The organism is Burkholderia stagnalis, assembly GCF_902830275.1.
Lineage (GTDB): Bacteria > Pseudomonadota > Gammaproteobacteria > Burkholderiales > Burkholderiaceae > Burkholderia > Burkholderia stagnalis.
The window spans coordinates 128,861-150,016 of the sequence record NZ_CADESW010000014.1; the positions used below are offsets into that span (position 1 = coordinate 128,861).

Below are 21,156 nucleotides of genomic sequence, written 5' to 3' on the forward strand. Positions count from 1 at the left end.
ACGGCCCGCCGCGACGCTCCGCGGCCCGATCGATCCCTTGAATGATGGCTGCGACAACGATGCTGACCTCGGCTTCACCGGCGACTGACGTCTCGCTGAAACGTATTCTGGAACAGCCCGGCGATTTCTCCGGCTGGCTTTACCTGCCCCCGACGCCGTGGACGCTGGATACCGTGGGCGCGTTCGCGCCCGACACGACGGACCCGCACGAGGGCACGGTGCCCGACATCGCGAAGCAGCCGGGCTGGCGCATCACGCTCGGTAGCGCGACGATCGAGGACATCGTGATCAACGCGCACGAGCAGGTCGACGACCCGAGTCTCTCGCAACTGCTCGACGCATTCGCGTACTACGTGGAGAACGACGCGTTCATCCTCCTGTGACATCGCGGGCCTGATGACGGCGCCGCGTAGCCGGGTTCGCAGCGCGAGCGAAACCCAACAAAAAAGGACCGCAAAAAGCGGTCCTTTTTTACTCCGGCGCAACCTCGCGCATCACCCTCAAGGCAACGAAATCGTCAAATTCGCCGATTCCGGCCCGACCTTGATGACCTGCGAATACGGCGCGAGCGCCTGCAGCGTCTTGTCCTTCAGGTAGGTGTTGAGCCCCAGATACCCGAGCAGCGCGACCAGCCCGAACACCGCGCCGATCGCCCAGACCGGCACCTCGCGCTTGAGCCGATGCGCAATCTGGTCCGGCAGCGGCCAGTTCGGCGCGAACGGCGCACGCTTGCCCTTCATGTGCGCGATCTCGTCGCCGATGCGCGCCGTCAGGTAAGCCAGCTTCTCCGGCCCCTCGAGCAGATACTTGCCCTGGAACCCGAGCAGCAGGCACATATGAAACACCTCGAGCGACTGCAGCCGCGCCGCGCCCTGCGCGCGGCACTCCTCGAGATACTGGAAGAACTTCTCGCCCGCGAGTTGCTCGCCGAACAGCACGAGCTGCAGCGGCCGGCGCTCCCAGTCCGGGCGAATCTTGTACTGCGACGACAGCACCATCTCGTCGACCGCCGCGCAGAACGCGAACTTCGCGCCGTACACGTCCTCGGCCGCGATGTTCAGCTTCTTCGCGCCGCGTTCGAAGTCGGCGAGGAATTCCTGGATGCGCGTGCTGAACTCGCTCGCGCTGTCCGGCTCGCGGCCGTTCCTGAGCAGGAACAGCGCGAAGAAACCGTCGTACAGCAGGTCGAGCAGCGAGCGCGCTTGAAACGCGGCATCCGTCGACGCCGGGGAATGCACGGGGGGCGGCGCGTTGTCGCCGAACAGGGAAGGCGCGTAGCTCATGACGTCACCGCGATCAGTTCGAATTTCAGGTCATTGATGCCAGTCGGCGCGTAGATCATCGCGGACTGGGCCTGCAGCATGCGCTCGTACAGCGCGCCGCGCGAATCGAGCGCGAAGTAGCACGCGCCCGGCCGAACGGGAATCGCGGGCGGCACCTGCGGCGTGTACGACAGCCGCACGCCGGGCATGGCCGACAGCACGAGCTTGTCGACGTCGTCGGGCGCGCCGACCTTGAAGCGGGCCGGCACGGCATCGACGAGCTCGACGCTCGGCATGTCGGCGGACACCGCGAGGTAGAACGCGGTCTTCTCGTCGATCTTGCCGGAATCGAGCCGGCCGAGATGGAACGACGGACGCACCTCGTCGAGCGTGATCGCGAAGTAGCGCGTCGAGATCACGGTGTCGAGCAGCTCGCGCAGGATCAGGTCGAGACGCGCGAAGCCGGGGCCCGGATCGTCATGGCGGTACGCGGGCAGGTCGGCAAGCGTGTAGCCCTTCGAGAACGTCATCAGCTGGCCGGCGAGGCGCAGCAGTTCCTGGAACAGCCGCTCCGGATGCAGCGCCGGATGCTGGTGCAGGTGCGCGAGCGTCGCGAACGCGGCATTCGCGGTGTGCAGCAGCCAGAACGACGCGATGTCGCCCGAGCGGAACTCGATGATGTTCTTCGACGGCTCGCGGTGAAAGCCGTACAGCGCGTTCACCTTCGCCTGCAGCGCGTCGACCAGCTGGCGCAGCCGCTGGTGCAGGATCGGCGACGCCTCGATCGCGAGGCACGGCGGCACGAAGCTGTCGTCGATCTCGAAGCCGGACGTCGCGGTGCGGCGCACGCGCACGAGCGGCACCGACAGCAGCTGGTCGCGCGGTTCGCTGTGCGCGATCAGCTTGACCTGCGTCTTCAGGAACGTGACGTCGGCCTCGGCCGCGTCGGTGAAGTTGTCGGCGACGCTCGTCTGCTCGCTCACGAAGCGCGTGATGAAGCCGGCCGACGGATCGTCGCTGTAGTTCGCGCCGTTCTCGCGCAGCGGATGCAGCGCGAGATAGAACACGAATTCGTTGATGCCCTCGGGCAGCGTGTCGAGCGCGACGGGCGGCGGCAGGTCGTCGGCCTGCGGCGCGGCGTACAGCGCGCCGTCCGGGAACACGAGCGCCAGCTCGGCGAGACGCAGCACGTTGCTGCCGAGCGCATCGCGGTCGAAGCGCGCCGAGCGCACGCCCCAGTTGTACGGCTGGATCGCCTGGATGGATTCGAACAGGCGCGCCTCATGGTACGCATCCTGTCTCTGGAAGTGTTGAGGCCGAAGGAACAGCCCCTCTCCCCATAGCACCTTTGCCGAATAACTCATGTCAAACCCGGTTAATGTCGTGATGCGAAGTAATCGAATGGGTCGTGCCCGAATTAAATCGCCAATTTGTTAACTCTTGTTAATTGACATTCATGCGTCATCCTTAACCGCAGCGGACAGACGAAAGCAGATTGAGCGGCTGCGACGGCGCGCCCTGTTGCGGTGCGATGACGCTCCCGTCGGTGACGGTCATCGCGCAATTATGCAGGCCGATGATTATGCCGGATTTCTCCGACTTCGCCGGATCGAATGTCAGTTTCCAGCGCTGCAGCGCGGGGTCGCGGAATAGCGCGACGATGCCGAATGCCTGCGCTTCGCGCGACACTTTCTCGGTCGCCGTATAGCGCTGGCCGGGAATCAGCGTGATCTCGCGCACGTTCAGCAGGTCGGCGCCCAATGCGGCCTTTTCCTTGTTCGGATCGGTAAAGCTGTCGAATGGCGCCTGCTGGAACGACGTCGGGTCCTTCAGCGCATAGAGGCGCACGACGAGCGCCAGCGGCCGGTTGTCGTTCGCGGCGTTCAGGTTCGGCGCGGCGGCGAGCGTGATGCCGAGGTTGCGCGGCGGCTTCTGCGAATCGGGCAGTTCGGGCTTGCCGACACCGGCGGCCTGCATCACGGCGCTGGCGGCGGAGCCGATCAGCGGGGCGGCCACGCATCCGGCCAGCAGCGCGCAGGCGACCAGCGGCAGCGCATAGCGAATCATGAGCGATTTCATCGTGTTTCCGGCTTGCCGCCTTTTACTCCCTGTCAAAACTACCGGCCTTTATTTCCCGATCGGCCGGGAATGACCGGTTTTCCACTGTTTGGTCATTAATCACGCATCGCGCCCGCATCTGCCGCGACCGTCGTCCGGCAAATTTTTCCGCGCCCCCGGGACATGCATCGCGGATCGGGTAAAACTTGCGCATCCGGCCCGAATGCGAATCCATTGCGGAACTGACGCGCGGCGTCATTCTCGGGGTAGCGCACGGATTTAAAAGGAATTACCTTGCACGTGGCGATTGAATTATGAAAAATTGATCGGTACTATACCCGCGCGCTTCTCGCAAAGCAAAAGAACCAGATTCTCAACGATTTAAATCTCACGCGCCGGTGATATAACGATGAAAGACCGTCTCTTCGCAAAACTTTCCGGGGTGGTGGTGGCCTGCGGCGTGATCGCCGGTTGCACGACCACGCCCACGCCGCCGACCGCCGAAGTGTTCAACAAGTCGCTGTCCGACGCAGACGCCGTCGCGAAGGCGGGCGACCAGGACCGCGCGCTGAGCCTCTACCAGGCGCTTGCGAAGGCAGACCCGACGCGCGAGGAACCGTGGTCGCGCATCGCGCAGATCCAGTTTGCGCAGAATCACTACGGCCAGGCGATCGTCGCCGCGCAGGAAGCGCTGCAGCGCGACAACACCGACCGCCAGGCCAAGAGCGTGCTGGCCGTCGCCGGCCTGCGGATCGCGACGCAGTCGCTCGGCGAGCTGCGCCAGGACGCGTCGCTCGCGGGCGACGCGAAATCGGACGCGCAGACGCTCGCGAAGCAGCTGCGCGACACGCTCGGCGAATCCGCGCTGTTCCCGCCGGAGCAGCGCGCCGCGAAGCCGCGGCCGCCGCGCCGCATCGTGCATCGCGGCAAGGGCCCGGCCGCGCCGGCCGCCGCCGAAGCGGCTGCGACCGCACCTGCCGCGAACACCGCGGCGCCCGCCGCCGCCGCCGCGCCGCAGAAGGGCGGGGCAGACCCGTTCAGCGCGCTGCGCTGAGCCGGACGCGACGATAACAACACCATCAATCTGAACCTGGGAGCCGTCGATGGCCAAGAACGAGAGCATTCAGAAGCGCCTGCAGAAAATACGGCCGCCGCGCGTCCAGCTGACCTATGAGGTCGAGAAGGGCGACGCGATCGAGGTGAAGGAACTGCCGTTCGTCGTCGGGGTCGTCGGCGATCTGGCGGGCCAGTCGGAAATCGAGCAGCCGAAGCTGCGCGACCGCAAGTTCGTCAACATCGATCGCGACAACTTCGACGACGTGATGAAGGCGATCGAGCCGCGCGCGGCGTTCCAGGTGGAAAACCGCCTGAGCCCGGAAGGCGGCAAGTTCGCGGTGGACCTGAAGTTCCGCTCGCTGTCGGATTTCAGTCCGGACGAGGTGGTGGAGCAGGTCGAGCCGCTGCGCCGCCTGCTCGAGGCGCGCTCGAAGCTCGCCGACCTGCGCAACAAGCTGGCCGGCAACGACAAGCTCGAGGATCTCCTGTCGGACGTGCTGAAGAACACGCAGCAGCTGCAGGAGCTGGCCAAGGGCACGGGCGGCGACAAAGACGGCGAATGACGACGGGGTGTTGAGATGAACCAGCAAACGGCTGCGGCCCAGACGAGCGGCGCGGAATACGCCGCCGGGACTTCGCTGCTCGACGATATCGTCGAGAAGAGCAAGGTCGCGAAATCCGATTCCGAACATGCCCGCGCGAAGGACCTGATCGGCGAGCTCGTGCACCAGGTGCTCGACGGCACGGTGATCGTGTCGGACAACCTGTCGGCGACGATCGACGCGCGCGTCGCGGAGCTCGACCGGCTGATCTCCACGCAGCTTTCCGCGGTGATGCATGCGCCGGAATTCCAGCGCCTCGAAAGCACGTGGCGCGGGATGGACTACCTGGTCAAGGAAAGCAACACGGGCCAGACGATCAAGATCAAGGCGCTGCATGCGCCGAAGCGCGACCTCGTGCGCGATTTCAAGGGCGCGAGCGAGTTCGACCAGAGCGCGCTGTTCAAGAAGGTCTACGAAGAGGAATTCGGCACGTTCGGCGGCTCGCCGTTCGGCGCGCTGATCGGCGATTACGAGATCTCCCGCCAGCCGGAAGACCTGTACTTCATCGAGCAGATGTCGCACGTCGCGGCAGCGGCGCACGCGCCGTTCATCGCGTCGGCGTCGCCGGAGCTGATGGGCCTCGAATCGTTCGCCGACCTCGGCAAGCCGCGCGACCTCGGCAAGGTGTTCGACACGGTCGAGTACACGAAGTGGAAGTCGTTCCGCGATTCCGAGGATTCGCGCTACGTCGGCCTCACGCTGCCGCGCTTCCTCGGCCGCCTGCCGTTCAATCCGAAGGACGGCCAGACCGCGGAGAACTTCAACTTCGTCGAGGACGTCGACGGCACCGATCACGACAAGTACCTGTGGTGCAACGCGTCGTGGGCATTCGCCGCGCGCCTCACGGCGGCGTTCGACGATTTCGGCTGGTGCGCGGCGATCCGCGGCGTCGAAGGCGGCGGCCTGGTCGAGGATCTGCCGACCCACACGTTCAAGACCGACGACGGCGAGATCGCGCTGAAGTGCCCGACCGAGATCGCGATCACCGACCGCCGCGAGAAGGAGCTGAGCGACCTCGGCTTCATCCCGCTCGTCCATTGCAAGAATTCAGATTACGCCGCGTTCTTCGCCGCGCAATCGGTGCAGAAGCCCAAAAAATACAGCACCGACAGCGCCAATGCGAACGCCGTCCTGTCCGCCCAGCTGCAGTACATCTTCTCGGTATCGCGCGTCGCGCACTACCTGAAGTCGATGATGCGGGACAAGATCGGCAGCTTCGCGTCGGCGCAGAACGTCGAGACGTTCCTCAACCGGTGGATTTCGCAATATGTCCTGCTCGACGACAACGCGACGCAGGAACAGAAGGCGCAATTCCCGCTGCGCGAGGCATCCGTACAAGTGTCGGAGATTCCGGGCAAGCCGGGCTCGTATCGTTCGGTCGCGTTCCTGCGCCCGCACTTTCAGCTCGACGAACTCTCGATTTCTCTGCGACTTGTCGCTGATCTGCCCAAACCGGCAAATTCATAAGCGAAGCCAATCGCCCGGGCGGGCCGCCTGGGTAGGACGTTAAAACCACCTCTTTGGGGAGTCGAAGGGCCATGTTAGACATGTATCTGAAGTTCGGTAATCCGGCCATCAAGGGCGAGTCCGCGGACAAGGACCACGCCAGCTGGATTGAACTGAAATCCTGGGACCATTCCATCATCCAGCCGCGCTCGGCCACTGCGTCGACGGCCGGCGGCCATACGTCGGAGCGTTGCGAGCACGGCGACATGGTGTTCACGAAGGAAATCGATTCGTCGAGCCCGCTGCTGTACCAGCACGCGTCGGGCGGCACGACGTTCGATGAAGTCACGATCGACTTCATGCGTTCGGACGGCGAAGGCCAGCGCGTCAAGTACCTCGAGGTCAAGCTGAAGTACGTGATCATCTCGAGCGTGACGCCGAGCGTTCAGAAGGAAGGCCTGCCGCACGAGACCTTCTCGCTGAAGTACGCGGCGGTGCAGTGGAAGCAGACGCAGCAGAAGATCGGCGGCAACCAGGGCGGCAACACGCAGGGCGCCTGGAGCCTGACGAAGAACGACAAGACCTACGCGGTCTAAGGTCGGTTGCGGCAACGGGGCGCGCGTCGTCCCGTTGCCGTTTTCGCTGCATGGCACCGGCCCGATGAAACGATTCGAACCAAGCTTTCTCGACAAGCTGTTCGACGACGAACCGCACCTGCCGGCGTCCGCCGCGATGCGGCAATTGTCGCTGGACGAGCTGAAGAACACGGTCGCCCGCGACGTCGAGGCGATCCTCAATACCCGTATCGCGCACACCGATCACGATCTGGCGACGCTGCCGGAATGCCAGAAATCGGTGCTGACCTACGGGCTGAACGATTTCGCGGGCCTGAGCCTCGCGAGCCATTACGACCGCACCTACATCTGCAAGTCGATCCAGCAGGCGATCGCGCGCCATGAGCCGCGCCTGCAACAGGTGCAGGTGACGTTCGAACTCAACGAGCAGTCGACCAACGCGCTCTATTTCGCGATCCAGGCGCTGCTCGTCGTGCACCCGGCCGAGGAGCCGGTCAATTTCGATGCGATGCTGCAGCCGTCGACGCTGCAGTATTCGGTCACGCGCGCGCGCGCCGCGAAATCGCTGTAATTCACGCTGCCGCGCGGGCCGGACCGCCCGGCGGCAGATCAGTTTCCGGCAAGGAAAGAAAGAGCTTCGGGGTCGTCGATGGAAGAACTGCTGCCGTATTACGAACGCGAATTATCGTTTCTGCGGCGCTATTCGCGGGATTTCGCCGAACGTTACCCGAAGATCGCGGCGCGGCTCGCGCTGTCGGGCGAGCATTGCGAGGATCCGCACGTCGAGCGGATGATCGAGTCGTTCGCGCTGCTCGGCGCGCGCATCAACAAGAAGCTCGACGACGACTACCCCGAATTCACCGAAGCGCTGCTGGAAGTGCTGTATCCGCACTACCTGCGGCCGTTCCCGTCGTGCTCGATCGCGCAGTTCTCGCTCGGTGCGCCGGGGCAGCAGACCGAGCCGGTGGTCGTCGAGCGCGGCACCGAGCTGAAGAGCCGCCCGATCCGCGGCGTGCAGTGCCGGTTCCGCACCGCGTACGACGTGACGCTCGCGCCGATCCGCATCGCCGAGGCGCGCTATACGCCGGTCGCGCTCGCGCCGAGCGCGACGGTGCTGCCGGCCAATGCGACCGGCGTGATCTCGATCACGTTCGAATCGCTCGCGCCGCAGCTCGATCTCGGCGCGCTGAAGCTGCCGACGCTGCGCGCGCACCTGCACGGCGAGCAGTCGTTCGTCGCCGCGCTGACCGACTGCCTGTTCGTCAACGTGCTCGGCGCGTACGTCGAGCCGGAGCGCAACGGCCGCTGGACCGGGCTGCGCAAGCTGCCGATCGCGCAGGCCGGTTTCGACGAGGCCGACGCGCTGATCGACTACCCCGCGAAATCGCATCCGGCGTACCGGCTGCTCACCGAATATTTCGCATTCCCCGACAAGTTCGACTTCATCGACTTCGACATCGCCGCGATCGCGCGCGCATCGGGCCGCTGCCAGCGCACGACGCTGCACCTCGTGCTGCAGGACGTGCGCGGCGATTCGCACGTCGCGCGCCTGCTCGAACTGCTGACGGCGAGCCATTTCCGCCTGTTCTGCACGCCGATCGTCAACCTGTTCCGCCAGCACGGCGAGCCGATCCGCATCACGCACCGCGCGGTGTCGTACCCGGTGATCGCCGAGGCGCGGCGCGCGTTCGCGTATGAGGTGTACTCGATCGACTCGGTGAAGCTCGTGCGGCAGCAGGCGCACGAGGAATCGGTGATCGAGTTCCGGCCGTTCTATTCGCTGCATCACGGCGAATCCGCGCGGGTCGGCCACTACTGGTTCGCGCGCCGCAACGACTGGGTCGCGCAGAAAAGCCCCGGCTACGAGACCGAGATCTCGATCGTCGACATCGATTTCGAGCCGACGTCGCCGCAGACGGACACGCTGAGCCTCGACCTGACCTGCACGAACCGCGACCTGCCGGCGATGCTCGCGTTCGGGCTCGAAGGCGGCGACCTGTTCCAGGAAGGCGGCGCGCAGACCAGCGGCATCTCGCTGCTGCGCCGCCCGACGCCGAGCGTGCGCTTCGAGCGCGGCCGCTCCGCGCACTGGCGGCTCGTGTCGCACCTCGCGCTCAATCACGTATCGCTGGTCGATCACGGGCTCGCGCCGCTGAAGGAAATGCTGACGCTGTACGACCTGCGGCGCACCGCGGTGTCGATGCGGCAGATCGACGGGCTCGCGGGCGTCGAGCAGCGCGGCGCCGTGCAGTGGCTGCCCGGCAAGCCGTTCGCGACCTTCGTGCGCGGCATCGAGATCCGCGTGACGATCGACGAGGAGCACTTCGTCGGCTCGAGCCTCGCGTCGTTCGTGCGCGTGCTCGACAGCTTCTTCGGGCTGTACGTGCACCTCAACAGTTTCGTTCAACTAGTCGTCGTGTCGAAGCGCACCGGCGAGGAGATCATCCGATGCAAGCCCCGGACCGGCGAATCGATCCTGGCGTAGTCGGCGCGCTGCTCGACGAGCCGCACCGCTTCGAGTTCTTCCAGGCGGTGCGCGTGCTCGAAGGGCTGTTCGTGCGGCAGGCGACCGACGCGCCCGGCGCGTGGCGGCAGGGCGACGTGCTCGCGCAGCGCGTCGCGTTCCGCAACACGCTGTCGCTCGGCTTCCCGGCGAGCGAGATCGAGCGCGCGCGCTCGTACGACGCCGACGGCGCACCGCTCGACAGCGACGACGCGCGCGGCGCGGCGCTGTCGGCCGGCGAGCTCGGCCGCGTCGAGCTGACGCCCGCGTTCTTCGGGCTGCTCGGCACGCAGGGCGCGCTGCCGCTGCACTACACCGAGCAGATCGTCGCGCGCGAGTACCTGAAGCGCGACCACGCGGCGCGCGCGTTCTTCGACGTGTTCTCGAACCGCGCGACCGCGCTGTTCTACGCCGCGTGGAAGAAATACCGGCTGCCGTTCCATTACGAGCTCGACCGCGACGAGCGCTATCTGCCGCTCTTGCTCGCGATCGCGGGCGTGACGAGCGACGACGTGCGCGACAGCCTGCAGGCGGGCGCGGGCGGCGTGCTCGACGAGGCGGTGGCCGGCTACGCGCTGGCCGCGCGGCACCGGCCGATGTCGGCCGCCTACCTGCAGCGCACGCTGTCCGACTACTTCCGCGTGCCGGTGAAGATCGACCAGTTCGTCGGCAAGTGGTACGACGTGCCGGCCGACCAGCTGAGCGTGCTCGGCGAAGTCAACGCGGTGCTCGGCGCGACCGCGCTCGTCGGCGAGCGCGTGTGGCAGCGCGACATGCGCGCGCGGATCGTGATCGGGCCGCTGTCGAAGCGCGACTACGAGGCGTTCCTGCCCGGCGGCGCGCAGGCGGTCGCGCTCGAGCGGATGCTGACGCTGCTCGCCGGCCTCACGCTCGAATACGAGGTCAAGCTCGTGCTGAAGCGCACCGAAGTCGGCGCGAGCGTGCTCGGCGCGGGTTCGCGGCTCGGCTGGGACGCGTTCCTCTGCACGCGCGACGCGACCGAGGATCGCTCGGACGCGCGCTACGAGCTGCACGTGATTCACTGATTCCGGACAACAACAAGCACGCAATCGAACCTGAGACCGACTCCATGAGCACGCCCCTGAAGACCCTGATCCTGAAACTGAATCCGCTGTGCCGGCAGGCGGCCGAGCGCGCGGCGAGCGCGTGCCTGGCCCGCGGCCACTACGAGGTCGACCTGGAGCACCTGTTCCTCGCGCTGCTCGAGCAGCCGGCCGGCGACCTGCCGCTCGCGCTGCGCGCGAGCCGCGTCGATCCGCATGCGCTGCGCGCGGACCTCGAGCGCGAGCTGACGCGCCTGAAGACCGGCAACACGCGCACGCCGGTGTTCTCGGTGCACCTGATCGCGCTGTTCGAGCAGGCCTGGCTGATCGCGTCGCTCGACTCGCAGCTCGGCCGGATCCGCTCCGGGCATCTGCTGCTCGCGCTGCTCACCGCGCCGGACCTCGCGCAGTTCGCGCAGCGGATGTCGCCGCAGTTCGCCGAAATCCGCGTGACGGACCTGAAGCACAAGTTCGACGAGATCACCGCCGGCTCGAGCGAGGCCGAGCCGCGCCAGGGCGATGAGGAAGACGACGGCGACCTGCCGTCCGCCGCGGCGGACGGGGCGCCCGTGGCCGGGCCGTCGAAGACGCCCGCGCTCGACACGTACACGACCAACCTCACGCAGCGCGCGCGCGACGGCAAGATCGACCCGGTGATCGGCCGCGAGGCGGAGATCCGCCAGGCGATCGACATCCTGATGCGGCGCCGCCAGAACAACCCGATCATGACGGGCGAGGCGGGCGTCGGCAAAACGGCCGTCGTCGAAGGGCTCGCGCTGCGCATCGCGGCCGACGACGTGCCGCCGCCGTTGCGCGGCGTCGCGCTGCACGTGCTCGATATGGGGCTGCTGCAGGCCGGCGCGAGCGTGAAGGGCGAGTTCGAGAACCGGCTGAAGAGCGTGATCGACGAGGTGAAGAAGAGTGCGCACCCGATCATCCTGTTCATCGACGAGGCGCACACGATCATCGGCGCGGGCGGGCAGGCGGGCCAGAACGACGCGGCCAACCTGCTGAAGCCGGCGCTCGCGCGCGGCGAGCTGCGCACCATCGCGGCGACCACGTGGAGCGAGTACAAGAAGTATTTCGAAAAGGATGCGGCGCTCGCGCGGCGCTTCCAGGTCGTGAAGGTCGAGGAGCCGAGCGAGCCGCTTGCGGCGGCGATGCTGCGCGGGATGGCCGGGCTGATGGAGCAGCACTTCAACGTGCGGATCCTCGACGACGCGATCACCGAGGCCGTGCGCCTGTCGCACCGCTACATCAGCGGCCGCCAGCTGCCGGACAAGGCGATCAGCGTGCTCGACACCGCGTGCGCGAAGGTCGCGCTCGCGCAGAGCGCGACGCCCGCCGCGATCGACGACACGAAGAAGCGCATCGAGCGGATCGACGCGGAAATCGCGTCGCTCGAACGCGAGGCGGCGAGCGGCGCCGCGCATGACGAGCGGCTCGGCGAGCTGCGCGGCGCGCGCGACGCGGCGCTCGTGCAACTCGCAGCCGACGAGGCGCGCTACGAATCGGAGCGCGTGATCGTCGCGGAAATCACCGGGCTGCGCACCGCGCTCGACAGCGCGCGCGGCCCGTCCGAGGACGGCCAGCCGGTCGACGTGCAGGCCACCCGCGAGAAGCTCGCGGAACGCGTCGCGGCGCTGCATGCGCTGCAAGGCGGCGAGCCGATGGTGCCGCTGCAGGTCGACGGCCACGTGGTGGCCGAGATCGTCGCGTCTTGGACGGGCATTCCGCTCGGCCGGATGGTGAAGGACGAGATCGGCACGGTGCTGAACCTGCAGCCGCTGCTCGCCGCGCGCGTGATCGGCCAGGATCATGCGCTGGACGCGATCGCGCAGCGCGTGCGCACCGCATCGGCGAGCCTCGAGGATCCGAACAAGCCGCGCGGCGTGTTCATGTTCGTCGGGCCGTCGGGCGTCGGCAAGACCGAGACCGCGCTCGCGCTGGCCGACATCCTGTACGGCGGCGAACGCAAGATGGTCACGATCAACATGAGCGAGTACCAGGAGGCGCACAGCGTGTCGGGCCTGAAGGGCTCGCCGCCGGGCTACGTCGGCTACGGCGAGGGCGGCGTGCTGACCGAGGCGGTGCGCCGCAACCCGTATTCGGTCGTGCTGCTCGACGAGGTCGAGAAGGCGCACCCGGACGTGCTCGAGATGTTCTTCCAGGTGTTCGACAAGGGCATGATGGACGACGCCGAAGGGCGCGAGATCGACTTCCGCAACACGCTGATCATCCTGACGTCGAACGTCGGCTCGTCGGCGGTGATGCAGGCGTGCCTCAACAAGCCGGCGGAGGAACTGCCCGATCCGGACGCGCTCGCCGAAGCGCTGCGCCCGCAGCTGTACAAGACGTTCAAGCCCGCGTTCCTCGGCCGCATGAAGGTCGTGCCGTACTACCCGATTTCCGACGACGTGCTCGCCGAGATCATCGAGCTGAAGCTGGACCGCATCCGCCGCCGGATCGACGCGAACCACAAGGCCGTGTTCGAATGGGACGAGTCGCTCGTCGACGCGGTGCTCGCGCGCTGCACCGAGGTCGACTCGGGCGCCCGCAACGTCGACCACATCCTGAACGGCACGCTGCTGCCGGAGATCGCGGGCCACGTGCTGGGCCGGATCGCCGACGGCGCGGCCATCGCGCGCATCGCGGTGCGCGCGGACGACGCGGGCGAGTTCGTCTACACGGTCGAATGAGCCCTGCGCGAGCCCTTACATGCATCAACGGATTCACTGAACCATGCCGATCAATCACACCGAGCTGCTGACGCCGATCAGCGATGCGTCGCCGTGCGGCGACGACCTGCTGTTCTCGAACGACTTCGACGCGATCCAGGAAGCGCGGCGCTACGACGATCCGTCGCTCGACCAGGGCGAATGGGTGACCGAGATCAAGGAAGCCGACTGGGGCTTCGTCGTCGAGCGCGCGACCGCGCTCTTGAGCATGCAGACGAAGGACCTGCGGCTCGCCGTGTGGCTGACCGAGGCGCTCGCGCTCGAGGAAGGCATCGCCGGTCTCACCGAGGGCTACGCGCTGCTCGAAGGGCTGTGCCGGCAGTACTGGGACACCGTGCATCCGCTGCCGGAAGGCGACGATACCGAATACCGGCTCGGCAACGTCGCGTGGCTCGCCGGGCGCACGGCCGAGCTGCTGCGCGCGGTGCCGCTGACCGACGGCGCGTCGGGCGCGTTCAGCACGCTCGACTGGGAGGTCGCGCAGCACGTCGCGCAGGCCGTGAAGCGCGACCCCGAGCATGCGGACGACATCGCGCGCGGCAAGCCGTCGGTCGAGCAGATCGACGCGTCGCGGCGCATGACGCCGCTCGCGTTCTACTCGGCGCTGCTCGGCAACCTGAAGGCGTTCGAGTTCGCGATCGACGCGCTCGAGGAAACGCTCGACGCGCGCGCCGGCGACGCGGCGCCGAGCTTCCGGCAGGCGCGCGATGCGTTCGAGACCGTGTACCGCCTCGCCGAGCGCTTCGCGCGCGAGCAGGGCTATACGGGCACGGCGCCGCAGGCGGACGCCCAGGCGCAGCTGCAGCAAGCGGTGTCGCAGCAGCAGCCGGAGCGCATCGAGCCGAGCTTCGGCGCCCCGCATTACATGGAGGAGACCCACGTGCAGCAGCAGCCCGTTCCGCGTCCGGTGCCGCAGATGGTCGCCGGCATCCAGAATCGCGCGCAGGCAGTCGACCAGTTGCGCTCGGTCGCCCGCTATTTCCGGCAGACCGAGCCGCACAGCCCGGTCGCGTATCTCGCGGACAAGGCCGCCGAATGGGCCGACATGCCGCTGCACAAGTGGCTCGAGAGCGTCGTGAAGGATGACGGGTCGCTCGCGCATCTGCGGGAGCTGCTGGGTGTGAAGCCGGAGTGAGGGCGATGATGCGCCCGCTATCTTGCGGATCAGCACCAGGCCGGATATCGATGATGTGAGCGCGGGCGACAAGTGGAACACCTTCGCCGACAGGTGGCACGACACGCGCTGAAGATGTCGACGATCCGGTTCGGCATCTTCACGCGCATCACGACCGCCTTGCGCGATCCCGTGAAGGCCGGGCCTTCCGCGTTGGCTTTCGCCTTTTCCGATCCTCGATCCACGGCAGGAGCGCGATGCCCACTGAGCTCGACATCAACCCCATGAGCAGAAAGAGCACGCCGAATCCAAGCTCGGCGTGCCACGTCCCTGTCACGACGGCTTCATTGCGGCGGGCAATGCCCGGAAACGCGGGCGAAACCCGCAGCCCGTCGTTTGCCGCCGCCGCGCAATACGTCGCCGTCATCGCGGCGATCTGCTCGACGCTGACTTCCGGATCCGGGTGGCGCTCATGAACCGGTGACCCGACCGGCTGCCACGTCGTATCGTATTGCCCCGACTGTCCTGCACCGTACCGGAATACCGCATGTGCTTCCCACGTCGAACGGCTCTTTCCGTAGCGTCTGGTCAGCTCGCATTGCTCGACGGACGAAGGGACATGCGGCCACGCCTGCGCGCGCAGGAGAATGACGGCATTGACGATGCCGCTCGCGCCGCTCAACAGCGCGAGCGCACCGAAGAACAGGATGACCGCCGCCCGCAAGCACCGCAAAGCGAATTTCATGCGCGTGCCCACAGTCCTTTCAGCGCGTCAGTGGCGGGGTGCCAACGAAGCCGTGACCGGGGCCGGCAAACAACGCCGGGATCATGGCCGTCGACAAGCGTCGAAGACGATCCCGCGCGACCCCGACGCCCCGCTCACTGCCCCACCCGGAACTCGATCCGTCGATTCCTCGCCCTGCCTTCCGCCGTATCGTTCGGCGCGATCGGCTGATCCGGTCCCACGCCGGTCGTCGTCATCTGCTGCGACGCGATCCCCTTCGTGATCAGATAGCCTTTCACCGCATCCGCACGCGCCTGGCTCAACGCGATGTTCGACGTGCGATTCCCCGAATTGTCCGTATGCCCGATGAGATCGACCGTCCGGTTCGTCATCTTCGTGAGCGCCGCGGCCATCTGGTCGAGCACCACCTTGCCCTGCGGCGTGAGCGTCGCGCTGCCGGTCTCGAACTCGATCGTGCGGTTCGCGAGCGTCTGGTCGAGCAGCCCCTGCTCGGACGCCGACACGCGCAGCCCGTTCTTGATCGTATAAGTCGGGTTCAGCGTGTTCGCCATGTCGCTCGCGAGCTGCTGGCGCTGCGCTTCGTTGCGCACCTCGCCCTTCATCTCGATCTGCGTGCCGTTGATCTTCAGCTGCCCCTTGCTGATCTGCTTCAGCGGCGCGCCGATCAGCTTCTGCACGTTCGCGCTCCAGTTCGGCGGCGTCGCGACGTCGCCGACCTCGATCTGGTCGACGACGCTGTTCGCGCCATACGTGTCGCGCAGCTTCTGCAGCACGGCGGCCTTGGTCGCCTCGTCGGGCACCTTGCCGCCGACGACGACCTGGCCGGGCGTCGCGTTCGCGGGCGGCGGCGTGGTGACGGCGGCCGGGTGGGCGGCCGCGCCGGACGCCGGCGCGGCGGGCGCGGCATTGCCGGACAGCGTCGTCACGGGCACGTTGCCGGTGCCGACCGGCGTGACGGTCGCGCCGCTGTTCTGCGCGAAGCTGCTGGCGCCGCCGGCCAGCAGGCCGGCGGCGAGGAGGGCGGCGAGGACGGGCGAGAAGCGCGCGCGTCCGGTGTGAATCGTGTTGCGCATGCCGTCAGCCTCCGATGAACGCTTCGCGGAACGCGTCGATGGCGACGCGCAGCGACAGTTGCGGTTGGTCGAGGTAGCTGACGAGCTTGCTGATCCCATGATCGTTTTGCGCATGTGCGTCGATCCACTCCGGATCGTCGATGTCGATGTTGTGGGCGGCATAGGTCTGCGGGTCGACGACGCTCAGCAGCGTCTTCGCGGACGCGCCGTTGAAGCCGATGATGAGCCGCTCGCGCTCGGCGATCGTGCCGAGGAAGATCGCGAGCTCGAAGTCGGCCTGCGCGACGAACGGCGCGATCAGTTCGAGCCAGAACGCGGCGACGAGGCTGCGGTAGAACGGATCGCCCGGCAGCGGCAGCGTGAGGCCGCGCTCGAGGTGCGACGAGCCGCTCTGCATCACCGGGCGCAGCAGCGAGCCGAGCGCGAGCATCGCGCCGCGCAGCCGCACCGGGTGGCCGCTCGCGAGCAGCATCTGCTCGAGCCCGAACAGCGACTGGTGCTCGATGAAATCGTTGAAGGTGCCGTCGTGCGAGTTCGGCGAGCCGCCGATGTCGATCGGCACCTGCGTGTCGCCGAGCGCCTGCAGCGCGCCGGGCGGCTCCTCCTTGCCGAGCAGCGGCGGGATCTGCGCGGCGACGCGCGACCACAGGCGCGCGAACGCGAGCGGGCTGCGCGCGAGGAACGACAGCGGCCGCTCGACCTCGAGCGCGGTCGCGCCGAGGAACGGGAAGCGGCGCATCGACACGTCGTGGCTCGCGACCATGTGGCCGGCGATCGCGAGCTTGCTGCGCGAACCGAGGAACGCGAAGTGCATCGGCTGCGCGTCTTCATAGACGATCTTCCAGCGCGGGTCCTCGGCGAGCAGTTCGAGCGCCTGCGCGATCCAGCGGTCCAGCGTCTGCAGCAGCTGCGGGTTGTGCGGGCTCTTCACGAAGTCGCCGCGCGACGGAATCTTGCCGAAGTAGGCGATCTGCGCCTGAACGGTTTGCGTCATTGCGCCCCCTGTGCGTTCGATGCGGCGGCGGCCGCGACGGCCGCCGCGGCCGGCGCCGCGCCCGATGCGCCGGCACCCGGCTGGGCGGTGGCGTTGACGGCCGAGCCCGCGCCGACGTCGGCGACCGACGACGGCAGGCGCAGCCCGCGCAGGCTCTGCTGCTGCGGCTGGTCGCCGCCGCCGGCCGTCGGCTGCGACGTGCTGATGATGCGCATCGTCACCGACACGTTCACGCTGCCCTGCGTCCACGTGAGGTCGAAGGTGCCGTCCGGGCGGCGCTTGCGCTGCGCGGAGTTGATCAGCTTCTCGAGGCCGTAGCGGCCCGGCTCGTTGACGAGCTGGATCGTGCGGCCGTCGAAGGTGGTTGCCGACAGCGTCGCGCCCGGCGAGCCCTGCGGGTTCGGCCACACGAAGTTGGTCCACTGCGGCGGCGTGTTGCGGTAGCGCAGCTGCTGGCCGTCGATCGCGACTGTGTACTCGGTCGTGCCGGTGCTCGGCTGCGGCAGGATCTGGAACACGGTCTGCGGTTCCGACGAGGCCGTCGCGCCGCCGCCCGCCGCGCCGCCCGCGAGCGGTGCGACCCAGCGCGCGAAGCCGCTCGTGAAGTCCGGCGCGAGCGCGAGGCCCATGTCGCCCCAGGTGCGGGCCGCGAGCGTGTCGCCGCGGCGCACCGCGAGCGGCCCGAGCGTCGTGCCGACGAACTTCGCGATCGAGCCGTCCGGACCGAACACCTGCGCGATCTCGCCGGCGCCGGCCTCGACCTTCGCGTTCGCCGCGAACGGGTACTTCGTCGCGAGCGAGCCCTGGAACGGCTGGTAGACCTGCGCGTTCCACACCTTGTTGACCTCGGCGCTGGCCGGCTGGATCACCACCGCGAACGCCTGCATCAGCGGGCGCACCAGCAGCGGCCGCAGCGACTTGCGTTGCCCGTCGGTGAGGCCCGTCAGCATCTGCTCGTCGACGAACTTCAGCGAATCGGCGAGCTCCGAGCCGTTGCCGTCGAGCGTCTGCTGCATCAGCTGGCGCGCGCCGGGGCCCGGGTCGCCCTGGTTCTTGATCACGTTGAAGCGGGTGCGGACCTTCGACAGCGTGTCCATGTAGCCCTTCAGCATCGAGGTGCCGTCATGCGACGCGACGATCCGCGCGAGGCCGACGAACTCCTGGCCGACCGGGCCCATCGGCACGTCCGCCGGGTTGCCGTTGATGTCGATGTTGGCGGCCGCGACCTGGCCCGCCTGCGAGCGCGAGAACAGCTGCTTGACCCAGTTGACGACGCCCGTCTGCGCCTTCCTGATCGTCGCGTTCGCGACCGACGGGTTGTCCCACGAGGTCTGGTCGTACGCGGTCTCGAGGATCTTGCGGATCGGCGAATCCTGCGGATCGCCGAGACGGTTCATCCCGTCGACCGCCTGGCCGAAGCTGCTGAAGCCCTGCACCGCGATGCCCTGCATGAACTTCTGCCAGTGCTGCGCGTAGTCGGTCTTGTACATGCCGACGAGGGTCTTTTGGATCTGCTCGGGGCTGCCCTCGAGCGTCAGGTCGTCCTGCGTCGCGGTGTTCAGCACCCAGTCCTTCGCCTGCAGCTCCTTGGTGGCCGCGTCGCGGATCGCCGGCTGCACGTACTGGAACCACGCGTCGCGCGTGAACGTGCCCGGAATCGCGTAGCTGCCGGCCACCAGGCCCTGGCTGCCGTCGCCGACGATGCGCGCGACGGTCATCGGCGCGAAGCGGGTCGCCGCGCGCGCCTTGATTTCCTCATAGACGCGCTGGCGGGCCGGCATCCCGCGCACGACGCGGCGCAGGCTGTCGCGGGTCTGGTCGACGAGCGCGAGGTTCGCCTCGATCATCGGCCAGTCGTTGTCGTTCACGCGTGCGAGGTAGAACGAGATCATGCGTTCGGCGCTGCGGATCATCTCGTCGCGCGGCATGTTGCCCCGGTTCGTCTCGAGCCAGCCGCGCCAGAAGCGCGCGACCTGGTCGGTCAGGTGCGCCTGCTCGACGTGGCGCTTGTCGGACAGCATCAGGTAGGTCTTCAGCGCGTTGTACGCGTCCTGCACGTTGGTCGGCGACGCGTCGCTGTACAGGCCGCCCTGCTGTTGTTGTTGCTGCTGCTGGGCCGGTGCGCCGGCCTGCGGTGCGGCGCCGGCCGGGCTGGTCGACACCGGCAGCGGGCCCGCCTGCGCGGCGCCGGATTCCGGCGGGCGCGTCATCGGCACGAGCTGGTCGGGGTGCGCGTTCACGTCCTTCAGGAACGACGCGAGGTTCTGCGACACCGGGCTCAGCAGGATCTGGCGCACGCCGTTGTAGTACTCGGTCAGCAGGTGCTGCTCGAGGCGGTCGCCCTGGTAGAGGCCGAGCGACACCGACAGCGGCTTGTCGCGGCGGAACTGCTCGAGCTGTTCGATCCGGTCCTCGAGAATGTCCATCGCCTGCAGGCGCGACTGCAGGTCGTTGCGGCCCTGCTGCAGGCGCGTGACGTTGTCGAGGTCGGCCTGCACGTTCGCGACGAGCTGCTGGTTGCCGATCGTCGACCAGGTCCAGCCGCCGAGCGCGAGCGCGAGCGCCGCGACGAAGCCGAAGAAGGTGGCGTAGCGCAGCCGCGTCTTGGTCGGGCTCGCGAACTGCCGCACCGTCTGGCGATCGGCGAAGATCACCTTCGAGAACAGGTCGCGCAGGAAGAAGCCGTTCTTCGAGAACGCGCTGTGCGGCTTGGGCAGCGCGCTGCCGTCGAGGCCGAAGCGGTGCGCGATGCGCTGCGCGGCGGCACTGTTGGTCTCGCCTTCCTGCAAGGCGCTGGTGAAGTAGAAGCCGCGGAAGATCGGCTTGTACTGGAACGGGTTGTTCTCGAACAGCGTCGCGAGGAACGCGCGCAGCGACGGCTTGATGGTCGAGAACTCGAGCGGGAAGCTGAGCTGGCCCGGCGACAGCTGGTTGCCGCGCGACAGCGACAGCTGCGCGACGCTGATTTCCTTCAGGCCTTCGTACAGCTCCTCGAAGCGCTCGTCGAACAGCGCGACCACGTCGCGCTTCTCGTCCGGCTCATAGGGCAGCGTCGCGCCCCATACGCGGTCGTACTCGTGCTTGTCGCTGCTGCTGAAGAATTCGGTGAAGCCGGTGATCAGGTCCGCCTTCGTGAACATCACGTAGACGGGCGCGAACACTTCGAGCTTCTCGGTCAGTTCCTGCACGCGCTGGCGGAGGTTTTTGGCGAGGTTGATCGCGAATTCGGGGCGGTTGCCGGTGAGTTCGGCGATGCTCGCGGTGACGATGATCCCGTTGATCGGCGCCTTCGGGCGGTAGCGCTTGAGCAGGCCGAGGAAGCCGAGCCATTCGCTGCGGTCCTCCTCGTGCACCGAGTAGCGGCCCGCCGTGTCGAGCAGGATGCCTTCGGTCGTGAAGAACCAGTCGCAGTTGCGGGTGCCGCCGATGCCGTGGATCACGGCGCTGTTCTTGTCCGCGAACGGGAACTGCAGGCCGGAATTGATCACCGCGCTGCTCTTGCCGGCGGCCGGGTTGCCGATCACGATGTACCACGGCAGTTCGTACAGCGCGGAGCCGCCCGAGACCTGCCCGATCTTCGACGTCTTGATCGTCTTCACCGCGTCGGACAGGCGCGTGCGCAGCACGTCGAGGTCGGCGGACTTCGTGTCCTGCGCCGCGGCGGCGGCGGCCGGCGCGGTGATCTTGCCGGTTTCCGCCTGTTCCTCGAGCATCTCGCCGAGCTGGCGGTTCGCGCGCTTCACGCGCCAGCGCCGCCACAGCGCGACGGCGAGCCACAGCGCGAGAATCGCCGCGAAGGCGAGCGCCGCCCACAGGAGCGGCAGCTGCAGCGTATCGGCGACGATGAAGAGGATCGCCGCGAGCGCGACGATCCCGACGATCGAGAGCGTACGCGGATGGGTCAGCACGTTGAGGATGCGTTGCAT

At 67.5% G+C, this 21,156-nt stretch carries 17 protein-coding genes; 10 read left to right on the forward strand and 7 right to left on the reverse strand.

The window, feature by feature from the left end:
- Positions 1-59 precede the first annotated feature (59 nt).
- Positions 60-383: a DUF7716 domain-containing protein gene (locus tag HWY45_RS23420; RefSeq protein ID WP_059880827.1), complete on the forward strand. Its 324-nt coding sequence runs from the start codon at positions 60-62 to the stop codon at positions 381-383.
- Between the two features lie 117 nt (positions 384-500).
- On the opposite strand, the gene HWY45_RS23425 is transcribed toward HWY45_RS23420, so the two are convergent.
- From HWY45_RS23425 to tssJ, 3 genes are all read right to left on the reverse strand, one after another.
- Complete coding sequence (locus HWY45_RS23425; protein ID WP_017333642.1) at positions 501-1,283, reverse strand: DotU family type IV/VI secretion system protein; 783 nt, start codon at positions 1,281-1,283, stop codon at positions 501-503.
- Positions 1,280-2,626 carry a type VI secretion system baseplate subunit TssK gene (tssK, locus tag HWY45_RS23430; protein ID WP_059566599.1) on the reverse strand — a complete coding sequence of 449 codons (1,347 nt, stop codon included), beginning with the start codon at positions 2,624-2,626 and terminating at the stop codon, positions 1,280-1,282. The genes HWY45_RS23425 and tssK overlap by 4 nt, the downstream gene beginning before the upstream one ends.
- 103 nt (positions 2,627-2,729) lie before the next feature.
- A complete protein-coding gene (tssJ, locus tag HWY45_RS23435) occupies positions 2,730-3,329 on the reverse strand; it encodes a type VI secretion system lipoprotein TssJ (RefSeq protein ID WP_175038311.1) in 600 nt (199 codons plus the stop codon).
- 400 nt (positions 3,330-3,729) lie between these two features.
- On the opposite strand from tssJ, the gene HWY45_RS23440 reads away from it, so the two are divergent.
- The 9 genes from HWY45_RS23440 (at position 3,730) to tssA (ending at position 14,439) form a co-directional block, all read left to right on the forward strand.
- Entirely contained in the window at positions 3,730-4,374 is a 645-nt protein-coding gene (locus tag HWY45_RS23440) for a tetratricopeptide repeat protein (RefSeq protein WP_059880824.1), read from the forward strand.
- Positions 4,375-4,423: 49 nt separating this feature from the next.
- On the forward strand, positions 4,424-4,939 hold the full coding sequence (gene tssB / locus HWY45_RS23445) for a type VI secretion system contractile sheath small subunit (protein WP_059566602.1): 516 nt from the start codon (positions 4,424-4,426) through the stop codon (positions 4,937-4,939).
- A 15-nt stretch (positions 4,940-4,954) separates the two neighbouring features.
- Positions 4,955-6,445 (forward strand): type VI secretion system contractile sheath large subunit, encoded by a 1,491-nt coding sequence (tssC, locus tag HWY45_RS23450; protein WP_059566603.1) that lies wholly within the window; start codon positions 4,955-4,957, stop codon positions 6,443-6,445.
- Between the two features lie 71 nt (positions 6,446-6,516).
- Positions 6,517-7,020: an Hcp family type VI secretion system effector gene (locus tag HWY45_RS23455; protein ID WP_026045069.1), complete on the forward strand. Its 504-nt coding sequence runs from the start codon at positions 6,517-6,519 to the stop codon at positions 7,018-7,020.
- 64 nt (positions 7,021-7,084) lie between these two features.
- Positions 7,085-7,570 carry a type VI secretion system baseplate subunit TssE gene (tssE, locus tag HWY45_RS23460; RefSeq protein ID WP_059566604.1) on the forward strand — a complete coding sequence of 162 codons (486 nt, stop codon included), beginning with the start codon at positions 7,085-7,087 and terminating at the stop codon, positions 7,568-7,570.
- Between the two features lie 78 nt (positions 7,571-7,648).
- Positions 7,649-9,484, forward strand: a complete 1,836-nt coding sequence (gene tssF / locus HWY45_RS23465; protein ID WP_059566605.1) for a type VI secretion system baseplate subunit TssF — start codon at positions 7,649-7,651, stop codon at positions 9,482-9,484.
- Positions 9,448-10,548 carry a type VI secretion system baseplate subunit TssG gene (tssG, locus tag HWY45_RS23470; RefSeq protein ID WP_059805641.1) on the forward strand — a complete coding sequence of 367 codons (1,101 nt, stop codon included), beginning with the start codon at positions 9,448-9,450 and terminating at the stop codon, positions 10,546-10,548. The genes tssF and tssG overlap by 37 nt, the downstream gene beginning before the upstream one ends.
- Positions 10,549-10,592: 44 nt before the next feature.
- On the forward strand, positions 10,593-13,265 hold the full coding sequence (gene tssH / locus HWY45_RS23475) for a type VI secretion system ATPase TssH (protein ID WP_059880821.1): 2,673 nt from the start codon (positions 10,593-10,595) through the stop codon (positions 13,263-13,265).
- A 43-nt stretch (positions 13,266-13,308) separates the two neighbouring features.
- On the forward strand, positions 13,309-14,439 hold the full coding sequence (tssA, locus tag HWY45_RS23480; RefSeq protein WP_059880819.1) for a type VI secretion system protein TssA: 1,131 nt from the start codon (positions 13,309-13,311) through the stop codon (positions 14,437-14,439).
- A 148-nt stretch (positions 14,440-14,587) separates the two neighbouring features.
- Here the strand turns inward: tssA and HWY45_RS23485 are convergent, their stop codons facing one another.
- The 4 genes from HWY45_RS23485 to tssM all read right to left on the reverse strand — a co-directional run bounded on the left by HWY45_RS23485 (position 14,588) and on the right by tssM (position 21,156).
- On the reverse strand, positions 14,588-15,163 hold the full coding sequence (locus HWY45_RS23485; protein ID WP_059880839.1) for a hypothetical protein: 576 nt from the start codon (positions 15,161-15,163) through the stop codon (positions 14,588-14,590).
- Positions 15,164-15,297: 134 nt separating this feature from the next.
- Positions 15,298-16,236, reverse strand: coding sequence for an OmpA family protein (locus tag HWY45_RS23490; protein ID WP_059880816.1), 939 nt, complete (start codon positions 16,234-16,236; stop codon positions 15,298-15,300).
- A gap of 4 nt (positions 16,237-16,240) precedes the next feature.
- Entirely contained in the window at positions 16,241-17,230 is a 990-nt protein-coding gene (gene tagF / locus HWY45_RS23495; RefSeq protein WP_059566610.1) for a type VI secretion system-associated protein TagF, read from the reverse strand.
- Positions 17,227-21,156, reverse strand: coding sequence for a type VI secretion system membrane subunit TssM (gene tssM, locus HWY45_RS23500; RefSeq protein ID WP_059880813.1), 3,930 nt, complete (start codon positions 21,154-21,156; stop codon positions 17,227-17,229). Before tssM ends, tagF begins: the two co-directional genes overlap by 4 nt.

What these genes read in the sequence shown, in the direction of transcription:
- HWY45_RS23455 (WP_026045069.1), top strand. Translation starts at nt 6,517, where the DNA reads ATGTTAGACATGTATCTGAAGTTCGGTAATCCGGCCATCAAGGGCGAG.
- tssA (WP_059880819.1), top strand. Translation starts at nt 13,309, where the DNA reads ATGCCGATCAATCACACCGAGCTGCTGACGCCGATCAGCGATGCGTCG.
- HWY45_RS23425 (WP_017333642.1), bottom strand. Translation starts at nt 1,283, where the DNA reads ATGAGCTACGCGCCTTCCCTGTTCGGCGACAACGCGCCGCCCCCCGTG.
- tssH (WP_059880821.1), top strand. Translation starts at nt 10,593, where the DNA reads ATGAGCACGCCCCTGAAGACCCTGATCCTGAAACTGAATCCGCTGTGC.
- tssC (WP_059566603.1), top strand. Translation starts at nt 4,955, where the DNA reads ATGAACCAGCAAACGGCTGCGGCCCAGACGAGCGGCGCGGAATACGCC.
- HWY45_RS23440 (WP_059880824.1), top strand. Translation starts at nt 3,730, where the DNA reads ATGAAAGACCGTCTCTTCGCAAAACTTTCCGGGGTGGTGGTGGCCTGC.
- HWY45_RS23490 (WP_059880816.1), bottom strand. Translation starts at nt 16,236, where the DNA reads ATGCGCAACACGATTCACACCGGACGCGCGCGCTTCTCGCCCGTCCTC.
- tssM (WP_059880813.1), bottom strand. Translation starts at nt 21,156, where the DNA reads ATGCAACGCATCCTCAACGTGCTGACCCATCCGCGTACGCTCTCGATC.
- tagF (WP_059566610.1), bottom strand. Translation starts at nt 17,230, where the DNA reads ATGACGCAAACCGTTCAGGCGCAGATCGCCTACTTCGGCAAGATTCCG.
- tssJ (WP_175038311.1), bottom strand. Translation starts at nt 3,329, where the DNA reads ATGATTCGCTATGCGCTGCCGCTGGTCGCCTGCGCGCTGCTGGCCGGA.
- tssE (WP_059566604.1), top strand. Translation starts at nt 7,085, where the DNA reads ATGAAACGATTCGAACCAAGCTTTCTCGACAAGCTGTTCGACGACGAA.
- tssF (WP_059566605.1), top strand. Translation starts at nt 7,649, where the DNA reads ATGGAAGAACTGCTGCCGTATTACGAACGCGAATTATCGTTTCTGCGG.
- HWY45_RS23485 (WP_059880839.1), bottom strand. Translation starts at nt 15,163, where the DNA reads ATGAAATTCGCTTTGCGGTGCTTGCGGGCGGCGGTCATCCTGTTCTTC.
- tssK (WP_059566599.1), bottom strand. Translation starts at nt 2,626, where the DNA reads ATGAGTTATTCGGCAAAGGTGCTATGGGGAGAGGGGCTGTTCCTTCGG.
- tssG (WP_059805641.1), top strand. Translation starts at nt 9,448, where the DNA reads ATGCAAGCCCCGGACCGGCGAATCGATCCTGGCGTAGTCGGCGCGCTG.
- tssB (WP_059566602.1), top strand. Translation starts at nt 4,424, where the DNA reads ATGGCCAAGAACGAGAGCATTCAGAAGCGCCTGCAGAAAATACGGCCG.
- HWY45_RS23420 (WP_059880827.1), top strand. Translation starts at nt 60, where the DNA reads ATGCTGACCTCGGCTTCACCGGCGACTGACGTCTCGCTGAAACGTATT.